Origin of the sequence: Yersinia sp. IP36721 (assembly GCF_003634395.1) — a bacterium.
Lineage (GTDB): Bacteria > Pseudomonadota > Gammaproteobacteria > Enterobacterales > Enterobacteriaceae > Yersinia > Yersinia entomophaga.
In genome coordinates, this window is sequence record NZ_QCZL01000002.1 from 203,966 (window position 1) to 226,325 (window position 22,360).

A 22,360-nucleotide genomic window follows, 5' to 3' on the forward strand; every position below is an offset into this window, starting at 1 on the left:
TTCGCTATCACATCGGCATCTGGTTAACGGATGCCATTGACTGAAAAGGACTATCACTATGGCCAAACCTATGCTTCAAATCGCCCTGGACCAAACCGATCTGGCCAGCGCCGTGACTCTGGCAAAAAGCGTCGCGGGTTACGTCGATATTATCGAAGTCGGTACTATTCTGGCCTTCGCCGCCGGAATGGAGGCGGTGACGACGTTACGCCAAAACCATCCGAATCACCTATTAGTCTGCGATTTAAAAACCACCGACGGCGGCGCGATTTTATCGCGAATGGCTTTCGAAGCTGGCGCAGATTGGCTGACGGTTTCCGCCGCCGCGCACATTGCCACTATTGAAGCCTGCAAAAAAGTAGCCGATGAGTTGGGCAGAGAAATTCAAATCGAAATCTACGGTAACTGGACGCTCGATGATGCCAAAGCCTGGCGCGCTCTGGGCATTAAACAGGCCATTTATCATCGTTCCAGAGACGCAGAATTGGCCGGCGTGGGCTGGAGCGATGATGACCTACTTCGCATGCGCGCTTTGTCTGATTTAGGACTGGAACTCTCTATAACCGGCGGCATAGTACCGCAGGATATCCGCCTGTTCGAAGGCATTCGAGCCAAAGCTTTTATTGCCGGGCGGGCGTTAACCGGCGAAAAAGGTCAGTCCAACGCGCAGGCATTACGCGCTGAAATCGATAAATACTGGTCGTAACCGATATGGCCCGGGAGGCTGATAATGTATACAAACAGGGTAAACCAGATTGTCGGGATCTATGAGAAAGCTCTCCCCAACGCCATGCCGTGGGAAGAAAAACTTAGAGTGGCCAAATCTCTGGGCTTTGATTTCATGGAAATATCGATAGATGAATCTGATGAACGACGCGTGCGACTGGATTGGTCAGACGAGCAAATCTATGGCCTGCGTCGCCTGTGTGAACAGTATCAAATTCCGTTACATTCCATGTGTCTCAGCGCTCACCGCAAGTATCCCTTTGGTTCCGCAGATAAAGTTATTCGCGAACAGGCTAAAATCCATATGGAAAAAGCGATTGATTTTGCTTACAAGCTGGGGATTCGCGTGATCCAACTGGCAGGCTATGACGTTTACTACGAAAGTTCTAACGAACATACTCACCAGCGTTTTATTGATGGGATGAAATGGTGTGCCAAACAAGCCGAGCGCGCAGGCGTGATGCTGGCGGTTGAGATTATGGATACCGACTATCTGAATTCATTGAGTAAATTCGAAATTCTCAAGCGGGAAATTCCCTCCCCTTATTTTATGGCCTACCCTGACGTGGGCAATATTAACGGCTGGAATTACGATACGGTAACGGAGCTGAGGCTAAGTCGCAACCATATAGTCCAGATTCACCTGAAAGACACCCTTAAGGTCAGAGAAAATGCACCGGGCCAGTTCCGCGATTTGGTTATTGGTGAAGGCGAAGTGGATTTCACCGCCATTTTCCGCGCGCTTCGAGATATGAATAGCCGTGTTCCATTGGTTATTGAAATGTGGGCGCAGGATGAAAACTGGCGCGAAAACATTCTCACCGCGCAAAAACAGTTGAATCAGGCCGCCGAACGTGCCAACTTCCCGCTGTATTTATCCCCGTTATCTCACTGATTTATTGATATAAAAAATCCGGAGACAGTTGCGCTCCGGATTTTTGTTTTGTTGCTTGGAATTCGTTTTTACCGTTCAATTCAAGGAGCCGAATCTTCTTCCCGCTCCTTTTCTTAACGATTACAACGCGCGCAGAATGGCTTCCACACTAGCTTTAGCATCGCCAAACAGCATTTGCGTGTTGTCCTTGAAGAACAACGGGTTCTGAACGCCAGCATAACCGGTATTCATTGAACGTTTGAACGCAATAACATTCTGCGCTTTCCACACTTCCAGCACCGGCATTCCGGCAATAGGACTGCGCGGATCTTCCAACGCCGCCGGGTTAACCGTATCGTTGGCACCGATGACCAGCACGGTTTCGGTCTCCGGGAAGTCTTGATTGATTTCGTCCATTTCCAGTACCACATCGTACGGTACCTTGGCTTCCGCCAGCAGCACGTTCATATGACCCGGTAAACGGCCGGCAACCGGATGAATACCGAAACGAACTTTGATACCGCGCGCCTGCAGTTTGGCGGTGATTTCTGCCACCGGATACTGCGCCTGCGCTACCGCCATGCCATAGCCCGGAGTGATAATGACCGAGCTGGAGTTTTTCAGCATTTCGGCCACGTCTTCCGCCGTCGTTTCACGGTATTCGCCCATTTCTTCCGCATCACCGACGGACGAACCGTCAGTACCGAAGCCACCGGCAATAACGCTGATAAACGAGCGGTTCATTGCCTTACACATAATGTAAGACAGAATCGCACCGGAAGAACCCACCAAAGCGCCGGTGACGATCAGCAGGTCGTTGCTGAGCATAAAGCCCGCCGCCGCAGCAGCCCAACCGGAGTAGGAGTTCAGCATGGAAACCACAACCGGCATATCCGCCCCGCCAATGGAGGCCACCAGATGCCAGCCGAAAGCCAGCGCTATGGCGGTCATCAGGAACAGACAAATGCCCTGCATCGCTACGCTGTCGGTTTTCACAAACAGCACCATCAACAGGAATGACACCACCAACGCCGCCAGATTCAGCTTATGGCGATGAGGCAAAGTCAGCGGTTTAGAAGAGATAATCCCGCGTAATTTACCAAAGGCCACAATAGAACCGGTGAAGGTTACTGCACCGATAAAGATGCCAAGGAACACTTCGGTCAGATGAATGTTCTGCATCACCGGCTCCATTGGTGCGCCGTGATCCAGATAACTGTTGAAACCAACCAGTACCGCGGCCAGACCCACGAAGCTATGCAGCACCGCAACCAGCTCTGGCATTTCGGTCATTTCGACTTTTTTCGCCAGATAAATACCGATGGAGCCACCGATAACCATAGCGACAATAATCCAGCCAACGTTGCCGGAATCCGGCCCCATAATGGTGGCGATCAGTGCAATGGCCATACCGGTAATACCAAAAGTATTACCCTGCTTGGAGGTTTCGTGGCGGGATAAACCGGCCAGACTGAAAATAAATAAAATCGCGGCAACTATGTATGCAGCTGTTACGAGACCACTAGACATCAGTTACCCCTTAGTGTTTACGGAACATTTTCAGCATGCGCTGAGTCACGGTGAAACCACCGAAAATGTTGATGCTGGCAATCAGTACGGCAATAAAGGATAAGAAACTTACCCAGCCGCCGTGGCCAATCTGCAACAACGCCCCTACCACAATGATGCCCGAAATAGCGTTAGTGACCGACATCAGCGGCGTATGCAGCGCATGGCTGACGTTCCACACCACGTAGTAACCCACTACGCAAGCCAGAGCAAACACGGTGAAGTGTGACAAAAACTCTTTCGGCGCCACGTTGGCCAGCCAGCCAAACAGCACGATGGCGATCGCCATAAAGATATATTTGGTCCAGGGAGACGAAGGTTTAGCCTGAGGTTTTTCAATCGGAGCCGCCGCTTTTGCCGCCTGAGGCTGAGCAGAAACCTGAATTGGCGGCGCAGGCCAGGTAATTTCACCGGTTTTCACCACGGTAACGCCGCGAATCACGGTATCCTCGAAATCGATATCAATTTCGCCGTTCTTCTCTTTGCACAGCAGTTTCAGCAAGTTAACCAGGTTAGTACCGTAAAGCTGGGAAGACTGGGTTGGCAAACGACTTGGTAAATCGGTGTAACCAATAATTTTAACGCCATTATCAGTCACGGTGATTTTGTCTGCGACGGTTAGTTCGCAGTTACCGCCGGTTTGTGCCGCCAGATCGACCACCACGCTGCCCGGTTTCATCGAGGCAACCATTTCTTTGGTGATCAGCAACGGAGCAGGTTTGCCCGGAATCAGCGCGGTAGTGACGATAATATCCACTTCCGCCGCCTGCGCCGCAAACAGTTCCATCTCTGCCTTGATGAAAGCTTCGGACATCACTTTGGCGTAGCCATCGCCGCTGCCCGCTTCTTCTTCAAAGTCCAGCTCGAGGAATTCGGCCCCCATACTCTGAACCTGTTCTTTCACTTCCGGACGCGTATCGAAGGCGCGAACGATAGCTCCAAGGCTGCCCGCGGCGCCAATGGCTGCCAGACCGGCAACGCCAGCACCGATAATCATCACTTTTGCCGGAGGCACTTTACCTGCGGCCGTAATCTGCCCAGTGAAGAAACGGCCGAATTCATGAGCGGCTTCCACAATGGCGCGGTAACCCGCGATGTTGGCCATGGAGCTTAAGGCATCCATCGACTGCGCCCGTGAGATACGCGGCACAGAATCCATCGCCAGCACCGTCACTTGACGTTCTGCCAGTTTTTTCAGCAGTTCTGGATTTTGCGCAGGCCAGATAAAACTGACCAGCGTGCTGCCCTCACGCATTAAGGCAATTTCATCCTCAAGGGGCGCGTTAACTTTTAGGATCAGATCCGATTGCCACACATTCGCCGTATCCGTAATTGTGGCGCCAGCTGACTGATAAGCCGCATCGTCAAAACTGGCCAGTCGCCCGGCATCTGCCTCTATGGCGACGGTAAAGCCCAACTTCAGCAGTTGTTCCACCGTTTTCGGCGTTGCTGCAACCCGGGCTTCATTGGCCAACCGCTCTCTTGGTACACCAATACGCATAATGTTCCCTTTTAGTTCTCTTCGATGATGAGTGTGTCGTCATCCTGCCTATAGTTGTGATTTCGTTACGCCGAATCTTCGCGCCGCCGAAACCTGCTTGCTACAGCTTCCTATAACCTACTGAAAATGTGACTGATGATCCATATTTGTCTGCATCACATTAACGCTTTTTGCATAAAAACTGATAGCCAATGGGAAGATTGTATAAATGACTATCAATATTATATTTACCAGAGTCTTATCCTGCCATTTATGGTTAGATTAAATTTATTCCATCCATTCTATGAATCCAGTAAATACGTGGCCTGAGGTTAGCAAAATGTAAATAAATCGAGCTTATGTCGTTAATTGTATTATTATCAAAACTTATCTGTATTAGCGGGAAAGAACGCCATTGATTGCCGGTAGTAAATAGTCACACTGTGCGGCATAAATTGCTGAGACACCTGCCATTATTACATGTAATAATCATCGGCTATTCTGTTACACATCAATAGTTCTGCTCGTATAACGTTAATGCGCAAGGCGAAAGGATTTTTTATGAAGCTGAAATACACGATCATCGCGTCAGCATTGCTATCACTGACTGCATTTTCTGCTGCACAAGCCGCGCAAGAATTAGCGCCGGAAAAAGCAGCCTCCATTAAACCGTTCCAACGTATAACAATTACCGGTCGGTTTAACGCAATCAATGAAGCAGCCGCTGCGGTGTCACGTCGCGCTGACGCATTGGGCGCAGACGCTTTCTATATTCAGGATACTAACAGCAATAATAACGGCGGTAACTGGCGTGTAACGGCCGATCTGTACCACAAAGATGCGGAAAAAGTGAGTCAAGAGACTCAATACCGCACCTTCAACGGCGTAAAAGAGCTGCCGAAGAACGAAGCTTATCTGCTGGAGCCTTTTGATACCGTGTCTGTCAGCGGCTTCTTCCGCAGCCAACCGGATATTAACGACGCAATCTCTAAAGAAGCGAAAAGAAAAAATGCCAGCTTCTTCTTCATCGTGCGTCAAGTCGATGCCAACGGCGGCGGTAACCAGTTTATCACCGCTTACGTATATAAAGCTGATGCGCCAAAACGTAAGGTGCAAAGCCCGGACGTCATCCCTGCTGATTCCGACGCAGGCCGTGCCGCACTGGCAGCGGGCGGTGCCGAAGCGGCTAAAGTTGAACTGCCGGGCGTTGCCTCTTCTGGTACGCCAAGCAATGCCGTGGGTCGCTTCTTCGAAACTCAGTCTTCAACCGGGAAGCGTTACACTGTAACTCTGTCCGACGGTACGCAAATTCAGGAACTGAATAACACCACTGCGGCACAAATGGTGCCCTTTGATTCAGTTACCTTTACCGGTCACTTCAACAGTATGACCGATGTTTCGCAAGAAGTGGCTAAACGTGCCGCAGCGAAAGGAGCCAAGTACTACCACGTGACTCGTCAGTGGCAAAACAAAAGCGGCGGCAACCTGACCGTTAGCGCTGATTTGTTCAAATAATCTTTGCGGGGCCGCCTAAGGTTGCCCCGTTTTACTTTTGTTTCCGCCATTCTTTACCCTCTTCCCGCCCAACGGCCTTTCTGGTTGCGCAAATCCTGAACGACTGAATAACTTTTTATCCTAATCGCATAACCAATCATTGCATCCACACCCCGCACTCCGTAAAATCTTGGCACTTTTTAGGGCTATTATCTTTCAGCTATCGGTGCCGACTCCCCATATCCTGCTAGTTGATAGCTGACATCCATAGATTAATTCTTTAAATACCAGGACTGCTAGCATTGGAAAAAAAACTCGGCCTAACCGCGCTAACCGCACTTGTTCTCAGCTCCATGCTAGGCGCCGGCGTCTTTAGCCTACCGCAGAACATGGCTGAAGTTGCCAGTCCAGCGGCGTTACTTATCGGTTGGAGTATTACCGGCGTAGGGATTATCTTCCTCGCCTTTGCCATGCTGTTGTTGACTCGCCTCAGGCCGGATCTGGATGGCGGTATCTTTACCTATGCTAAAGAAGGCTTTGGCGATCTGGTCGGCTTTTTCTCCGCCTGGGGTTACTGGCTGTGCGCGGTGATCGCTAACGTGTCTTATCTGGTTATTGTGTTTGCCGCGCTGAGCTTTTTCACCGATACGCCAGATCACATCGTTTTTGGTGAAGGGAATACCTGGCAAGCATTGATCGGTGCCTCTTTCCTGCTGTGGGTGGTGCACGCCTTGGTATTACGCGGCGTACAGACTGCGGCCAGCATCAATTTGGTGGCGACGCTGGCGAAACTGTTACCCTTAGGCGGTTTTATTATTCTGGCGGCGATCGCCTTTAATCTCGAGACCTTTACGCTGGATTTCAGCGGCATCGCTTTGGGTACGCCGGTGTGGGAGCAGGTTAAAAGCACCATGCTTATCACTCTGTGGGTGTTTATCGGTGTGGAAGGTGCAGTAGTGGTTTCGGCGCGGGCGCGAAATAAAAAGGACGTTGGTCGGGCAACCATGCTGGCGGTGTTATCTGCACTGAGCGTGTATTTGCTGATCACCTTACTGTCGCTAGGCGTAGTACCACGCGCCGAGCTGGCAGAGATGCGCAACCCATCGATGGCCGGTTTGATGGTTGAGCTGATGGGGCCACTGGGTGAAATCGTTATCGCCACGGGTCTGATTATTTCAGTCTGCGGCGCTTACTTGAGCTGGACCATTATGGCCGCCGAGGTGCCGTTGCATGCGGCTAAACATGGCGCTTTCCCGAAAGCGTTTTGTCAGCAAAATAAGAATAATGCGCCATCCCAATCGCTGTGGTTTACCAACGGCGCGGTGCAGATTGCGTTGGTACTGATTTGGATTACCGGAAGTAACTATAATACGCTGCTAACTATCGCTTCTGAAATGATTTTAGTGCCGTATTTCTTGGTGGGCGCATTTCTGTTTAAGGTTGCGCTAAAACGTCAGGATTGGCGCTTGATTGTGGCGGCCAGCGGTGCCTGCTTATACGGTTTATGGCTGATTTACGCCGCCGGTATGCTGCATTTGCTGCTGTCGGTATTATTGTATGCGCCGGGATTATTGGTGTTTATTTATGCTCGGAAAAGTCACCATGATATGCGCATCTTAAATAAAATGGAGCGCGTGGCCATTTGTCTGGTAATGGTCGCTACCCTGCCCGCGACCTGGTTAATTATGCATTAATTTCTAATATGTTCAGCTATCTACATATGTTAGTAAAAATAAAATGTCAGTAAAAATAAAGTAGATGCTGAACAGCCTTTTGTAGCAGAAATGCATGAATCAAAATTGATATTGAGGTGGCAAGAAGCCCATCGATTAATAGAAAATTTGGAGAGAATCACAGTTGGAGGCAGTTTCGAGGAAGCAGTAAAGCTAATAAGGCTGCTTTTCATGGAACCAAGGCATTGATAAAAACAATCCAAGCATCGAAAAAATCTCATTACCCAAGGGTATCAACACCATCCGACTAACAATGAGACGTTACAGGATAGCAACGATAGACTAGATGATATTGAGCAACGCATAAATAACGGAAAAGAAACCGAGCATCAAATTCAAATTATCAGTGAGCAAAGCCGAACTTTTGCTGAATTTCTGAGTGATAGAATATAAAGATAAAATGGCCAAGAGCGACGCTTGCTCGCCATGAACAGCATATTTAAGGCTGAATGACGGGCAAATTAACCAGCAACCGCTCGCCGTTTAACGTCAAAGCAACCTGCGGTGAGCACTGACGTGAAATAGCCGCCAATTGACCGATATCCAAACCATAGGGTAATTGGACTTCCAGAGATTGAATCCCCTGTTGGCGTGCCAACCGAATTAACCGAATCATATTGGTTTCATCGCTCACCTGTGTAGATAGCACCTGCAAAGCTAAGGCGGTTAACTGCTCTTGTGGGTTCTTTTCTGATTCAGTTTGAGATTTTTTTACCACCATGCCGAAGATAGGCATTACACCATAAATCGCATCGACAAAACTCCAGCGTTTTTTGCAGGAAGCCGATAGAAATTTCATGTAATCAAAGCAGATGGTTTCGCGCTGTATCCGCTCACTACTCATCCCCTAATCCTCTCTTAATTCAAAATAGTGTTGGACTACGGCTAAATAGAGACGACGTGACAGTCAGTGTCACCAATATAATGACATAATTCCCTTACTGTTTACCAGACGGAGCCGACGCTTTAATCATACGAATGAATAATTGCGCGATACAGCTCAAGATTAGACACCAAATCCTCATGGCATTGCCCTCTTCGGCGCGCTATGCTGAATTCCGTCACTTTTATCGCAGATTCTTATAGACCGGGAAACATGACTAAAATTGTTTTTGTCGAAGACGACCCAGAAGTCGGAAAGTTGATTGCCGCCTATTTAGGCAAACATGATATTGACGTTCTGATTGAGCCGCGAGGCGACACCGCGCAGGACTTTATTACCGAGCAACAGCCGGATTTAGTGCTGTTGGATATTATGTTGCCGGGTAAAGACGGTATGACGCTTTGCCGGGATCTGCGTCCTCATTATGATGGCCCGATAGTCCTGCTGACCTCATTGGATAGTGATATGAACCATATCCTATCGCTGGAAATGGGTGCGAATGATTATATTCTGAAAACTACGCCACCTGCCGTTTTGCTGGCGCGGCTGCGTTTACATTTACGCCAACGGCAAAGCCAGAGCAAAGAGCCACAGGTAGCCACGCTGACCAATCAAAACGCGATTCGCTTCGGCCTGCTCTGTATCGATCCAGTTAATCGTCAGGTCAATCTGGGTCAGGAGGAAATTACGCTTTCCACGTCAGACTTCGATTTACTTTGGGAACTGGCCACCCACGCCGGTATTATTATGGATCGGGAAATCTTATTAAAAAGTCTGCGCGGCGTCAGCTATGACGGAATGGATCGCAGTATCGACGTGGCAATCTCTCGTTTACGTCGCAAACTTTACGATAATACGCTGGAGCCATTCCGCATTAAAACCGTGCGTAATAAAGGTTACCTGTTTGCTCCTAACGCCTGGGAATCCGTCCAACAATGAGAAAACTATTCATACAGTTTTTCTTATTGCTGTTTGTCTGCTTTATGGTGATGGCGATGCTGGTCGGGCTGGTTTATAAAGTCACCGCCGAACGCGCTGGGCGCCAGTCTTTAGACGACTTGATGAAAAGCTCGCTGTCATTGATGCGCAGTGAACTGAGAGAAATCCCCCTGCGTGACTGGAATAAAACCATCGAAACGCTGGATTTGAATCTTTCGTTTGAACTGCATATTGAACCGCTGGATAAACGAGATTTAGGGCCACGCCTGAATAAACGACTGCGGGCAGGAGAGATCATCGCTTTAGACGATGAATACTCATTCTTGCAGCGAATTCCGCGCAGTCATTATGTATTGGTGGTCGGACCGGTTCCGTATTTATTCTATTTACATCAAATGCGGCTGTTGGATCTGGCTCTGCTGATTTTAATCGGTATGTCGCTGGCGTTGCCGGTTTTCCTGTGGATGCGCCCGCACTGGAAAGATCTGCTACAGCTAGAAAACGCTGCCCAGCGGCTGGGTTCCGGACATTTAGATGAACGGACGCACTTTGATCCGACTTCCAGTCTGAATCGTCTCGGCGTCGCTTTTAATCAGATGGCGGATAACATCAGCACTCTGATTGCCAGTAAAAAACTGCTGATTGACGGCATAGCCCACGAGTTGCGCACCCCGTTGGTTCGTTTGCGCTACCGTTTAGCCATGAGTGAAAATCTGAGCGAAACAGAGCAACTGGCATTAAACCGGGATATCGGTCAGTTGGAATCATTGATAGACGAACTATTGACTTATGCTCGTCTGGATCGCCCTCAGGTTTCTCTTAATCTGGAGCCAATAGATTTACCGACCTGGCTGCAAACTAAAGTCGAAGATATGCGCCTGATTCACCGCGAGCGAGAAATCGCGCTGGATATTCCGCACAGTGGCGATTTTGGTGCGGTGGATTTACGCCTAATGGAACGAGTGCTGGATAATTTGGTGAATAACGCCCTGCGCTACTCCAATCAGCGTTTGCGCATCGGCCTGTGGTTCGACGGCGATGAAGCTTGTCTGCAGGTTGAAGACGATGGTCCCGGCATTCCGCCGGATGAACGCACCAAAGTGTTTGAGCCTTTTGTCCGCTTAGATCCAAGTCGCGATCGCGCGACCGGCGGCTGCGGTTTAGGCCTGGCAATCGTTCACTCCATCGCGCAGGCTTATCAGGGACGCGTTTTTGTAGAAAGCAGTTCTTTGGGCGGCGCGAGCTTCCGTTTCTGCTGGCCAGTCAAAGATTACTACAGTTTATCCGTAGATTCAGACGCAGTATCAGATAAAAAATAAATAGCAAAAAAACGTTGATTATCATCGGTTAACTAATGGAGTGCCCTATGATCACAGCCTATCATCAGCTGCGCAGCACCTTCACTCGCCTGTCTCGTTTTGAACATCTCTCGGCTATTGCCGGCTGGGACATGCAAACCATGATGCCCCCTAAAGGCAATTTGGCTCGCTCAGAGGCCTTGGCCGAGCTAAACGTGCTGCATCACCAAATTCTGACCGCGCCACAGGTCGGCCAATAGCTTGAGCAGGCGGAACAGGAAACTCTGAACGATATTGAGAAAGCGAATCTGCGCGAAATGCGTCGCCACTACGATAACGCGGTACTGGTGCCAGAAAGTTTGGTTGAAGCGAAATCGCTGGCAGGCGCGCGTTGTGAACATGCCTGGCGTCAGCAACGCATCAATAATGATTGGGCGGGCTTTGCAGAAAATCTGCGAGAAGTGGTGAAACTTAGTCGTCAGGAGGCCGAGATCCGTGCGCAGGCTGCCGGCACATCTCGCTACGATGCGTTATTAAACCTGTATGAGCCGGGTTTACGCAGCAGCGATTTGGATCGTATTTTTGGTGATTTAAAGCAATGGTTACCAGATTTGCTGCAAAAAGCGATCGTCAAGCAGGCTAAACAACCACATTTAACACCAGTCGGCCCATTTGATTTAGAGAAACAGCGCCAGCTTAGCCTGAGTGTCATGGCGCTACTTGGTTTTGATTTTGACGGTGGCCGGGTTGATGTTAGCGTACATCCTTTCTGCGGCGGTGTTCCGCAAGATGTACGTATCACTACACGTTATAACGAGAAAGAATTCACTAGCGCCCTGATGGGGATCGTTCACGAAACGGGGCACGCCCGCTATGAACAGAATTTACCGCGCGAATGGTTAGGCCAACCTATTTCTCATGCTCGCTCCACGGCGATACATGAATCTCAAAGCTTGCTATTTGAGATGCAATTGGCACGTAGCGACGAGTTTCTAAAGCTTTTGCTCCCCCTTGCTATCAAGCACTTTGGCGAACAAGCGGCGTTAACCGAGGACAACTTTATTGCGCTTAATCAGCGTGTTGAAGCCGGTTTTATTCGGGTGGATGCCGATGAGGTTAGCTATCCGGCTCATGTGATTTTGCGTTACGAAATCGAAAAAGCGCTGATCGAAGGCGAAATTGAGGTTGAGGACATTCCGGCACAGTGGAATGAAAAAATGCAGCGTTATTTGGGGCTAAATACCGAGGGCAACTATCGCAACGGCTGCATGCAAGATATTCACTGGACCGACGGGGCTTTTGGCTATTTCCCAACTTATACCTTGGGCGCAATGTATGCCGCTCAATTATTCCAAACGGCTCGTGAAGCGATTCCAAATCTGGATCAACAAATTGGTAATGGCGATCTCAGCGCCTTATTCGCTTGGTTGCAGCAAAATATCTGGCAGCACGGTAGCCGTTATCTCACCGACGAGTTGATAATTAAAGCCACGGGCGAAACTCTTAATCCGCGTTTCTTCCGTCAGCACTTAGAGCGCCGTTATCTCTAAATCTTGCCTCAGGCCGCCTGAAAATGGCGGCCATGCTTTGCCCCTGGCATTCATAAATTATTTAATAACAACCACTCACACTAATTTTTAATGCTAATCGCACAGCCGAACGTCTAATACAAACAAGATTTAAACAAAATCCCGTTTCCCCTGTGAAATCCCCTAAACCCCTAAATTGGATATTTACACACCAAGACAGAACGCCATATTGAGCAGCTTGGGGGCTACCTAACTGCCCTGCTACTATCTGCAGGACTTTTAGGCGTTGTTATATTCCCCGATTATTTGTTAATCGCAAAAGCTTCAGATGGCATTATTTGAACTAAAGCACGCTGTATGTTGTAACTAAAATGAGATTCGAAGTGATGAAGTTATGCTTTAGCATCATCAACTCTTGGCTATGTGCAGAAAATGCAGAAAAGTACGATGGGTAAGCTTTTACTCTTCAGAGGCGTAAATTGCGTCGCTTGATTTGTCATTATATTTGATAGAGCTGCTTAGTTAGACTGATAAGAGAGGTTCCGGGGTTAGTTCGAAATTTAAGCGGGTAAAACTATCAGCCCACAAATTCCTTTGTTTACCTCAGTTAATGCTCGATATTTATTTTTCGATGCCCCCTCCCCGCACCTCTTTAAATAAGAATGGCCATCCCTGATAGAGATAATCGAGGGATGGCCAGAGTCTTAGATTAGATTTATTACAGTATCCAGTATGGCATCAAACTCTGTTTACAATGCCACCCCATTAACACTGAATTCCAGGTTGGATGTTGGTTTAGCAATATCAATGGACGATACCTCCACGCCGCCGACAAAAATAGATGCTTTTATCGGATTCAAACCTTCCTCTACGTTAATGTGGAATTTGTTCATACAGGTGGCATCAATGCGGTTAGCAGAGAGTTTGAATTGCTGAACGACCCCACCTTCGAATTGTACTTCGAGATAACAAATATTGGCTCGGTTACCGTCACCTTGATAAACCATACCGAATGAACCATGTAATGCCGGGAAGATATAACTGCTCAGCGCCCCCTGAGGATCGTAATAACCAACCAATGTAGTGACCGCTACCCCTTGTTTATATGGACGTTTGGCTTCGCTCAGCGAGTAATCGGCAACTTCCAACCAAGTTTTACCATTAGATAAATAAACGGTGTTGTGGTTATAGGCAATGGTATAGAGCTGGTTATTCACATGAAGCAAAGAAGTAGAGTTAGTTACGTTTTTAACTCGTACGGCTTTACCTTTATTCTCCTCTGTAGCAATAGGAATATAAATATCCTTAGCAAAACTCTTATTTTTAAACGACACGGTAATCAGATCATGGCGTTCAAGTAATGCCGTCATTGATGCCATGGTAACTTCTGAAGGCGCTGCATCTTTATTTGACTTGGTTTCCACCCGGTTTTCCCAAGGTTCCATTGTTTGAGTCGTGGCATTCCACTTATTAAAACCGGTAGGCGAATGGCGATCAAATACGGCTTTATTCTCCAGGAAAGTTTGAATTTTTGATAACGAATAAGGTGTATGCAGGGTAAAAGCATTACTTTGCATATACATTGGCGAACCACTCGCCATCGCATCGCGACCAAAACTGTGCCCGGCAAAAGGTGCTGCGCATTGCTCATCCTGACAGGTTGGTTTGTTGCTGATTGTATTTTCGAAGTTAGGGATGAACTGATCGTTATCGCTGTCCCAACCCCAGCAGGAGTTTGGCTTATCCGGAGCCTGATGAATAGAACCCGCGTATCCGTTTGGATAATGTCCTAAACCGTAGTTATGGCCAACTTCATGGCTGAACTCATTCCCAATACTGCTTTCCAGGGTCACAATACCGCCGCCGCCGGATAAACCATGTACGATAATCCCATTGACGTACTTACCAATGGAATTATGCGCAGTAAGCTGTGCGGTACTGTACGGATGGCCGTTTTCCCCTTTCCCTTGTGAGGAGTTGATACCGTAGTTAGCATTATTAATACCGATGGAAATCAGTTCTTTACCAATGCGCTGACGCATTGTTCCCTCATAAACGCCACCGGTGCTTGGATCGTAATCGGTTAGCAGCACACCTTCCGGCAACATCACTTCTTTGAAATACTGCGGTTCGTACTGTGAAACGATCAGTCGGCTCAATGGAACCTGTTGGAAATACTGGCGATGATATTCATTTTTTTTCTGGAATTCGAATGCGTTGCGATACGGCGTTAACATACCTAAATCAATGGTGTGGATAATTAACTCGTTCGACGCCCCAACCTGGATATTACCAAGTTGGCCGTGTTTGCCGTTATGTTCAAAATCAAGCTGAATACCTGGAACGATTTTTTCAAACGGAATAATGACCGACCAGAAGCCTTCACCAAAAGAAATCTGGCTATATTTCACATCATCCAGACTGTACCAAGAACCTTTATAATTACGCAGCACTATGGTCAGACCACGATTCAGCGTAACTTTTTTACCTGAGTAGTGGATAAATGAATTATATCCGGCATTCGAGGAGAAAGTGACTAATTTACCATCCAGTTCATCCGCAACAGGCATATAAAAATCTTTAATCCAACCACCATCTCGAGTGCTGATCTTTAAACTGTTATTGGTAGAAAGAATGGATTTAATCTGATTACCTTGCGTATCATTTTGTAGTTTATTCAGCTCGGCCTGACCAGAAATGGATTTGTCATAAACTGCCGGTTCAATAAAGTCATCTTCACTGCCGTTGAAGTCTTTAATCTGCTCAACCAGCCGCGTCAAGTCCTTGGGCGGACGCAGGGTGTAAGTGCCAGCCACCTGATTTTCCGCATCTTTCAGAGTCAAAGTGACCGGAATAGCCTCGTCAATCTCTTGTTTTGATTTAAACAGGACCATAGTTTTCTTATGCGATGTTAAATGCGGCTGAATATCATCGTTAAGATGTTTACCAGCCGGAATCACACTGTTCTGTACAAAAAGAATAGAGGCAGAAAGCTCCCCACCGAGATCGCTTGGAAAATCGTTGTTATTAAATGTAATAACGTTTTTTTTGTCGGTCGTTGTCTTTTCCATTTTTAATACCTTATTTAATTGATGTTTTTTTTCACAGAGTAATAGTCTTGGGCCAATATCTACCCTTCCCATCCACAGATATTAACTTGCGTATTATCATCTACTGCCAGTTAATTCCGCGGCATCAAGTAAATTGCATAACACCAGATAGAATTAGACTGAACTGATTGCTGCGGCATTCCCTAGCAGATAAATAAATTAATTTTATTATTAATTGTAAATAATAAACTCCTTATCATTTCGCTTGGGAGTTAACAGCCTACTCCAATAAATCCGATAATATGATTTAATTGTCTTTCTCAGTTAAAAAATAACTGAGCGAGTGTAACTTACAAATAAACATTGAGTGCAGTCAGAAATTATCGGGGTAAATAAGAATATGACTTCTCAACTCCATTAATTTTGATGGGATGATTTGCATACGGCTAGAACAACAAAAATTGTTCTCTGAAACCAAGCAAAAAGACTCACGTATAATTGGGTGTTGGCTGGCCGGATGCTCTGATAAATGTTTATCTCGTCTTTGATAAAATTTATTATCACTATCGCGCTATTTACGCTAAAGAGATTCTAAAAGATACCGATAAGTCATAGTGTAGCTTACATGGCGTCGCCTTAGGCGCTCGTTTTTTATTCGACCTGAGCAGGCCTTAAGAATGGAACAGGTGTTACCCTCAACGATAGAACTAACGCCCAGATCGGAGAAGATAGTGCCTTATTCTGCTCATGCGCAATTATCAACGCGAAACAGGGATAGCACAGAAAGTAACTTGCTGATAACAGAAAAAATCGACAACAAAGATTCTGGCTATTTGACGTGGCAGAAATCGATCGGTGATTCACTGAGTGACCTTTACCAGTTATCTGATGCTCAGACAAAACAAATTCAAGAACAAAATGAGCAGCATAGATTGCGTATTCACGCGCTGTGGCAAGATATGGAAAGTCATATTTTTCAACATAATAGAGAATACAGCCAGCAATTATTGTCCTATCAGGATAAAGTGCAAAAATCGCTAATTGAATTTGCCCAACAAAACCAGTGTGATGCTCAAAATTACAATACAAAGATGGCTGAAGCGTTAGAAATACGATTTAGTCGGTTAAACCGTCAATTGGAATTAAGTAATCTGGCTTTGGATAAACAAATTAGCCAACAGCATCGTATTACCAGAAAAATGACGCTGGCATTAGGCCTGAATATTCTATTTTCATTTATGTTACTGATGACATTTTTTTATCAACATCTCGGCTGGTTAACCATGCAGTAATTCAATATTAGAACAGAAATGGCCCATATAAATATGAGCCTTTTTTATCAATTTTGTCTTAGCATTAATTCCGCAGTTCGCGTAAGTCAAAACGAACAGGAATAGTAATGCTGATTTCTTTTCGATTAGCCATTATTTCCTCCGGCGCTGGCGGTAAAGGTTGCGCACGCTTAGGCAGAGCCAAAGCTTCATTATCCAACGAGTCAACGCCGCTGCTTTTCATTAAGCGAGTCGCTGAAACCAGCCCTGCTTTATCCAGCGTAACGCGTACCAGCACGATACCCTGCCGACTCTGGCGCACCGCAATGGGCGGGTAACGCTTATGGCGGCTAAGGTGTCCCAGCATTAGGCTACTCCAGTCAGGTATGCCTTGGGTCTGCGCAAAACTGTCACTGGTGTAAGGCGCGGCGATACGTTGCTCTGCTGCGCTCGGAGGCGCGCTGGTTGCTTCGGCTGACGGCGTAGTACTTGGTAACGAGTCCAGTGAGGGCGCATTATCGTTTTGCGTTTCACGACGCTGACTTACCGGTTTCGGTTTTTCTATGACCTTATTTTTCGCTGCCAATATTGCGGGCTTCATCGCTTCCGGCGCTGCCGGCTGCACGCTTTCCTGCCGTTCCGTTTCTGATTTCACGCTGGATTCCGGCGCAGATAGCACTTTGGGCGGCCCCATAGGGACATCATTTGGCGCGGGGACGGATTCTATTTTGTCTGCCAATACCAGCATCAACGCCGGTGGCGGCGCGGCGGTAACCGAATCCGCAGCAACATAATGATAAGCCAGCCAGCAGATCAGGCCGCCGTGTAACAGTAAAGCCAGAACGGTGCTACCACTCCAACGAACACGCTCCCGGCCACGCATAGGCATCATGGCAATATCTGACGGCGCCGACAGGCTATTTTTAGTGGTTTGCATTGTTTTCCTGCTTGGGTAAGAAAGGATAACGAGGTAACTACAAAGAAGGTCACTTGAGTTGGCTATTTGGGCAGTAAAAAAATAAAAACAGTATAAACATTGGTAGATTAGTTATTCGTCAGCATAATTCATCGAATATCTATCTGAACCCAATAACGAGAGAAATATTTGACCTGAACTGGCAAGACATCGGGTAACGCTTTAAGAATGCGGTCAGTATCCGCCAAAGGGAAAACCCCCGACAAACGCAGACTGGAGGCTTCCGGCTGACAACGCACTACGCCGGAACGATAGCGGCTTAGTTCGGCAAGAAAATCACTGAGTTTCTGATTGTCGACTAATAATTGCCCATTTACCCAAGCGCTTTTTTCTCGTATTAACGGCTTCACCCCGCATCCAGATGCGGACAGCCAACCGCCCTGCCCAGCCGGGATAGTCAGGCTCTGCCGAAGAGACCGCGGTGATAACCTTACCGCCCCCTGATAAACATCCACCTCACTCTGCGTTCCCTTTAAGTAAACGCTAAATCGTGTTCCTATCGCCACAATACGGCCCTGTGGCGTTTCCAGGCTCAGCGGACGGGGAAAATGCGCCTGCTGTTCCAACTGGCCACTTTCCACCATCACTTCCCCCCGAATTAGCACAATCTGGCGAGCCACATCGCTGTAACGCACATTAACCGCCGTTTGAGTATTGAGCTGTAGGTGCGTGCCATCTTCTAGCGTCAGACTTTTTTGTTCGCCAATATCGGTGTGATAGTCAGCCTGCCAAGATAGCCAGCCCCTAGAGTGACCACCCAGAATCACCCCTCCGCCGGTGATACAGCTGGCGGCCAGTAACTTCAATACGCCCCGCCGATTGGTTTTCCCCAATTTGGTTTTCCCCAATATAGATAAAGTGCTGTGGGCTGCCTGAACGTTGAGGCGACTAAAATCGGCGCAACAAGACTCAATATGCCGCCACGCCCGCTCATTATCCGGATGCTGATTACGCCAATGTAACCACGCCTGCCGATCCTGTTCCGTCGCCGCATCGTCCATTAAATGCGTCAGCCAGAAAACCGCCTCCCGCGCGCTTTCGCTGGCAATAGGCACGCCTTGGGCATCCTGAATCGTCGGATTATTCATTGGGGGCATGGTCATTTCAGCAGCTATTCATATAGGGAGATGTTTACTTAAGACGGCAGTCATCTAAGAAGATAGCGCGAAAAAACACTGAAGATTAGCGCGCTGTAGGTACTGTTTAACCGAACTGGCAGAAACCCGCAGACGTTCAGCAATATCGCTGTAGCGCATACCCTGTAAGTGAGCCAACAGGAAGGCTTCCCTCACCTGCGGCGGTAAACCATCGAGCGCGGCATCCAGTTTTTCCAGAATTTCCAAGGTTAATAGACGAGTTTCAGGCGATGGCGTAACCACTTCGGGTAATGCACTGAGAGCCGAGAGATAAGCATCTTCAATCGTTTTGCGACGATAGTGATTAGCCACCAGACGCCGCGCCACGGTGGCTAAAAAGGGACGGGGCTGACGAATTGCCTGCGCATCGGGATTAATCAGGATATTCAGGAAGGTATCTTGCGTGAGATCTGCCGCATGTTGCGGACATCCCACTTTGTTGCGCAACCAGTGATAAAGCCAACCGTGATGTTCGAAGTAAAGTCGCTGGGCAAAACCATGCGCACTGGCTGATGTCTCCCTCATCGTCAATTTTAACCCCGAAAATTACAGCTCACTTGAATGATAATGATTATTATTTATATTTTCATTATTCTATGTCAAGTTATTACTCGCAGTGAGTCTTATTTTTATAGCAAACCGCTTATTTCTCCCTTTTGGTTTCCCGTCGTAGTCCCTGTCTATATGGCAAAAAAACGGCATCCGCCAAGGATGCCGCTGTTTGAGCTAGCGTTGGTCTTAGAATCGTTGAGAAACGCTCAGCTTTATATTACGACCAACGCCAGAGACCGACTCGCCAAGGTACGGGTAATACTCAGTGTTAAACAGATTATCAACCGCCACCCGTGCTTCAAATCCATCCAGCGAAGCTGGCTGCCAGCTGGCAAACAAACCGTGCAATACGTAACCTTTGGTTTTCGGTAATGACCAGATATCCGCTTTAGGATCGCCATCTGACGGAGAACGGTCCTGCTTCCGCACGAAATCCCCTTTCCAGCCGAATGCCATGTCCCATTCAGGCATTTTAACCCCTAGCATGGCATGTGCCGCAGTCGGTGGAATTTCTGCAATCCAGGTGCGGTTGCCCCAAGGGTCGCGCGGCGAAGCATCTCTTTCCCCACGAATGGTGGAATAAGACAAGTTGCCGAAAATTCGCTCACTATCATAGAAGGTTTCAATTTCTAACCCTTCGATGGTATAGCCCGGTAAATTGCGGTAATTGGAAAGTGTCCCACTACAGGAAGACGAACTACCGCTGACAGATTGGGCGTCACACAGCACGCCGCGGCGATAGAAGATTTCGTTTTTACCCCGGTTACGGAACAAGGTAGTTCGAATTTGCAGACTGTCCTGTTTCGTCATCAGATCGTTAAAATCGAGGATTGCGCCCATGCGAATCCCGGTGATGGTCTCCACATCCAGATTGCGACTGGTGCCCGGTATGCTGGACGCCCCAGACTGCACCTCGTACTGCTCATCCACCACCGGCGCGCGCCAGGTGCGGCTGATGTCAGAGAACAATGACAGATTCTGCGTTGCCTTCCACATCACCCCCAAATGCGGAGACCAGCCGGTGTAAGTCACACGACTGTAGTCGTGACCGGCCGCTGGATCGCGGTCATTAAAACGCGGAGCGAAGTTCGGCTGCCCGGTATTGGTCACGTGATCGTATCGCACACCCGGCGTGACGGTCAGGCTCCCCAACGTCAGCGCATCTTGCAGATAGAGGCTGCGGGTTTCCTGCTCTCCCGCTGGCATATAATAAGGCTGGAAATAGCCATAGTTATAGCTCGGGTTATTTTTTTGAGCTGGATAGTACATCAAGGTGTCGCGTTCGTGTTTATGCCAGCGCGTCCCCACCGTCAACACATGTTCCAGCACACCAGTGCTAAAGCTGCTTTCATTGTTGATATCCAACATGTTGTCTTTATAACTGACCCAGCTTTCATTACCCAAACTGCCGAGGAAACTGGTAGATGCCGTTTTCGGCCGCTGATCGTATTGTTTGGTGCTGGAATTGGCATAAGTCACGGTCATATTCAGTAACGGGTTATCTTCCGGAGAAATATTCCATTTTACCGAGTAGTTGCTGTCCACCTGATCCCGTAACACCAGCTTACGTCGCCAGGCTTCTTCATAGCCATATTTCTTGATATCTGCGGCTGATGGGGACGGCATATCGTCACGTTTGGCGGCAAAAGGCTGCCAGCCATCGGATTCCGAACGCATCGCCGATAAGGTTAGAGTCTGAGAATCTGTCAGATAAATATTGGTCTTGAGTAAATAAGAGGCCTGATCGTTAGTGGAGTAGGCAAATCGCGTGCCGTCCGGGCGGCGGATATTATCTCCGTCACGTTTACTCATATAGATTAAGCCGTCGGCCAGCCCGTTTTCCGTGCGACCGTATAAAGCAGAGCTATAGATATTCTGTCTATCATTAGTGTGGTAACTGTATTTCAGCAGGCCACCGAAGTTTTCACCCGGTTTAAGCATATCACCGGCGTCTTTGGTTTCGATTTTCACCGTCCCGCCAAAGCCCCCGTTACCATTCAGCAGATTGTGAGGGCCTTTATCCACATCAATACGCTTAATCAGCTCCGGCTCAATAAATACCGAACCCTGTCGATATTTTTCGAATCCTTTTGGCGCACCATCGAGGGTGATTTTTACATCTTCCATGTCGCCCATGCCCCAGATATTCAGGCTTTGCCCGCCGGGACGTGGCGATCCAGCCATAGAAACACCGGGTAAACGGTCAATTAAACTGGCCAGATTATCCGCCTGCGCTCGGGCGATATCTTCCTGACGCAAGGTGGAACGCCCTGCCTGTAAGCTGTTTGCCATTCCACCAATCACCGACAGCTCCGGCATGGTAATGCTGTCATCGGAAAGCCACGCCTGCGGAACTTCCATCAACCGGTAACCATTCGGCGTTTTGACCGCCTGTAGCCCGCTTCCCGCCAAGAGTTGTGCAAACGCCTCCGACAAACTTTGCGCGTTATTCACGCTAGCAGCGGTTTTGTTCTGAGTCTGCTCGGCGGTGAAAGTCAGAATAATGTTAGCCTTGCTAGCTAAGGTCTGTAAGGCCGCGGTCAACGATCCTCCCGGAATGCTGTACTGCGTCGTCCCCGCGCTAACATGCTGATCCGATATTTTTTCCTGAGCCATCAGTTGACCCGGCAGACTAATACCTAACGACAGTAGACCGGATAAAGCGTAGCTGACAGGGCGAGCGGCGCGATGAGATGATAGTTGCTGGTGAATAAAATGCGCTTTCTTAACTGCCACGGAAATATGCTGTGATTTCCCGCTATTTTTTATAGTCATAACGTTCCCTGAGTGCATTGATATGAAAACTCATCAGAGAGGTCACGCGAGAATAAAAATCGGGCAGAAAAAAAA

15 protein-coding genes and 1 pseudogene are annotated in these 22,360 nt (G+C 48.1%); 8 read left to right on the forward strand and 8 right to left on the reverse strand.

Annotation, left to right across the window (positions count from 1 at the left end; genetic code table 11):
• The first annotated feature begins 58 nt into the window (after positions 1-58).
• Positions 59-706, forward strand: coding sequence for a 3-keto-L-gulonate-6-phosphate decarboxylase UlaD (locus DBA33_RS03000; protein WP_064513820.1), 648 nt, complete (start codon positions 59-61; stop codon positions 704-706).
• Positions 707-730: 24 nt separating this feature from the next.
• A complete protein-coding gene (locus DBA33_RS03005; protein WP_120805514.1) occupies positions 731-1,621 on the forward strand; it encodes an L-ribulose-5-phosphate 3-epimerase in 891 nt (296 codons plus the stop codon).
• 120 nt (positions 1,622-1,741) lie between these two features.
• Here the strand turns inward: DBA33_RS03005 and pntB are convergent, their stop codons facing one another.
• Entirely contained in the window at positions 1,742-3,130 is a 1,389-nt protein-coding gene (gene pntB / locus DBA33_RS03010) for a Re/Si-specific NAD(P)(+) transhydrogenase subunit beta (RefSeq protein WP_064513825.1), read from the reverse strand.
• 10 nt (positions 3,131-3,140) lie between these two features.
• Positions 3,141-4,670, reverse strand: a complete 1,530-nt coding sequence (gene pntA, locus DBA33_RS03015) for a Re/Si-specific NAD(P)(+) transhydrogenase subunit alpha (protein WP_064513826.1) — start codon at positions 4,668-4,670, stop codon at positions 3,141-3,143.
• 540 nt (positions 4,671-5,210) lie between these two features.
• On the opposite strand from pntA, the gene ydgH reads away from it, so the two are divergent.
• The gene (gene ydgH / locus DBA33_RS03020) at positions 5,211-6,164 is read left to right on the forward strand and encodes a DUF1471 family protein YdgH (RefSeq protein WP_064513828.1); all 954 of its coding nucleotides are present in this window, start codon (positions 5,211-5,213) and stop codon (positions 6,162-6,164) included.
• A gap of 281 nt (positions 6,165-6,445) precedes the next feature.
• On the forward strand, positions 6,446-7,837 hold the full coding sequence (locus DBA33_RS03025; RefSeq protein WP_064513830.1) for an amino acid permease: 1,392 nt from the start codon (positions 6,446-6,448) through the stop codon (positions 7,835-7,837).
• Positions 7,838-8,315: 478 nt separating this feature from the next.
• On the opposite strand, the gene DBA33_RS03030 is transcribed toward DBA33_RS03025, so the two are convergent.
• Positions 8,316-8,720, reverse strand: a complete 405-nt coding sequence (locus tag DBA33_RS03030; RefSeq protein ID WP_120805517.1) for a hypothetical protein — start codon at positions 8,718-8,720, stop codon at positions 8,316-8,318.
• A 252-nt stretch (positions 8,721-8,972) separates the two neighbouring features.
• Here DBA33_RS03030 and rstA point away from each other — a divergent pair, with 252 nt between their 5' ends.
• The 3 genes and pseudogenes from rstA (at position 8,973) to DBA33_RS03045 (ending at position 12,546) form a co-directional block, all read left to right on the forward strand.
• On the forward strand, positions 8,973-9,698 hold the full coding sequence (rstA, locus tag DBA33_RS03035) for a two-component system response regulator RstA (RefSeq protein ID WP_064513832.1): 726 nt from the start codon (positions 8,973-8,975) through the stop codon (positions 9,696-9,698).
• Positions 9,695-11,017: a two-component system sensor histidine kinase RstB gene (rstB, locus tag DBA33_RS03040; protein ID WP_120805519.1), complete on the forward strand. Its 1,323-nt coding sequence runs from the start codon at positions 9,695-9,697 to the stop codon at positions 11,015-11,017. Before rstA ends, rstB begins: the two co-directional genes overlap by 4 nt.
• Before the next feature lie 47 nt (positions 11,018-11,064).
• Positions 11,065-12,546, forward strand: a pseudogene (locus DBA33_RS03045) (carboxypeptidase M32).
• Between the two features lie 728 nt (positions 12,547-13,274).
• Here the strand turns inward: DBA33_RS03045 and DBA33_RS03050 are convergent.
• Complete coding sequence (locus DBA33_RS03050; RefSeq protein ID WP_064513838.1) at positions 13,275-15,596, reverse strand: M66 family metalloprotease; 2,322 nt, start codon at positions 15,594-15,596, stop codon at positions 13,275-13,277.
• A gap of 656 nt (positions 15,597-16,252) precedes the next feature.
• Here DBA33_RS03050 and DBA33_RS03055 point away from each other — a divergent pair.
• Positions 16,253-16,867, forward strand: a complete 615-nt coding sequence (locus DBA33_RS03055; RefSeq protein ID WP_128821807.1) for a hypothetical protein — start codon at positions 16,253-16,255, stop codon at positions 16,865-16,867.
• A gap of 64 nt (positions 16,868-16,931) precedes the next feature.
• Here DBA33_RS03055 and DBA33_RS03060 read toward each other — a convergent pair whose 3' ends face one another.
• From DBA33_RS03060 to DBA33_RS03075, 4 genes are all read right to left on the reverse strand, one after another.
• A complete protein-coding gene (locus DBA33_RS03060; protein ID WP_084414292.1) occupies positions 16,932-17,783 on the reverse strand; it encodes an energy transducer TonB in 852 nt (283 codons plus the stop codon).
• 128 nt (positions 17,784-17,911) lie between these two features.
• Complete coding sequence (locus DBA33_RS03065; protein WP_240442677.1) at positions 17,912-18,925, reverse strand: FecR domain-containing protein; 1,014 nt, start codon at positions 18,923-18,925, stop codon at positions 17,912-17,914.
• A 48-nt stretch (positions 18,926-18,973) separates the two neighbouring features.
• Positions 18,974-19,483 (reverse strand): sigma-70 family RNA polymerase sigma factor, encoded by a 510-nt coding sequence (locus DBA33_RS03070; RefSeq protein ID WP_064513844.1) that lies wholly within the window; start codon positions 19,481-19,483, stop codon positions 18,974-18,976.
• A gap of 213 nt (positions 19,484-19,696) precedes the next feature.
• Complete coding sequence (locus DBA33_RS03075; RefSeq protein WP_235601030.1) at positions 19,697-22,126, reverse strand: TonB-dependent receptor; 2,430 nt, start codon at positions 22,124-22,126, stop codon at positions 19,697-19,699.
• Positions 22,127-22,360: the final 234 nt, after the last annotated feature.

Excerpts from the sequence above, each read along its gene's own strand:
- DBA33_RS03050 (WP_064513838.1), bottom strand. The coding sequence starts at position 15,596 with ATGGAAAAGACAACGACCGACAAAAAAAACGTTATTACATTTAATAAC.
- ydgH (WP_064513828.1), top strand. The coding sequence starts at position 5,211 with ATGAAGCTGAAATACACGATCATCGCGTCAGCATTGCTATCACTGACT.
- DBA33_RS03065 (WP_240442677.1), bottom strand. The coding sequence starts at position 18,925 with ATGACCATGCCCCCAATGAATAATCCGACGATTCAGGATGCCCAAGGC.
- rstB (WP_120805519.1), top strand. The coding sequence starts at position 9,695 with ATGAGAAAACTATTCATACAGTTTTTCTTATTGCTGTTTGTCTGCTTT.
- pntA (WP_064513826.1), bottom strand. The coding sequence starts at position 4,670 with ATGCGTATTGGTGTACCAAGAGAGCGGTTGGCCAATGAAGCCCGGGTT.
- DBA33_RS03060 (WP_084414292.1), bottom strand. The coding sequence starts at position 17,783 with ATGCAAACCACTAAAAATAGCCTGTCGGCGCCGTCAGATATTGCCATG.
- DBA33_RS03055 (WP_128821807.1), top strand. The coding sequence starts at position 16,253 with ATGGAACAGGTGTTACCCTCAACGATAGAACTAACGCCCAGATCGGAG.
- pntB (WP_064513825.1), bottom strand. The coding sequence starts at position 3,130 with ATGTCTAGTGGTCTCGTAACAGCTGCATACATAGTTGCCGCGATTTTA.
- DBA33_RS03075 (WP_235601030.1), bottom strand. The coding sequence starts at position 22,126 with ATGGCTCAGGAAAAAATATCGGATCAGCATGTTAGCGCGGGGACGACG.
- DBA33_RS03005 (WP_120805514.1), top strand. The coding sequence starts at position 731 with ATGTATACAAACAGGGTAAACCAGATTGTCGGGATCTATGAGAAAGCT.
- DBA33_RS03070 (WP_064513844.1), bottom strand. The coding sequence starts at position 19,483 with ATGAGGGAGACATCAGCCAGTGCGCATGGTTTTGCCCAGCGACTTTAC.
- rstA (WP_064513832.1), top strand. The coding sequence starts at position 8,973 with ATGACTAAAATTGTTTTTGTCGAAGACGACCCAGAAGTCGGAAAGTTG.
- DBA33_RS03030 (WP_120805517.1), bottom strand. The coding sequence starts at position 8,720 with ATGAGTAGTGAGCGGATACAGCGCGAAACCATCTGCTTTGATTACATG.
- DBA33_RS03000 (WP_064513820.1), top strand. The coding sequence starts at position 59 with ATGGCCAAACCTATGCTTCAAATCGCCCTGGACCAAACCGATCTGGCC.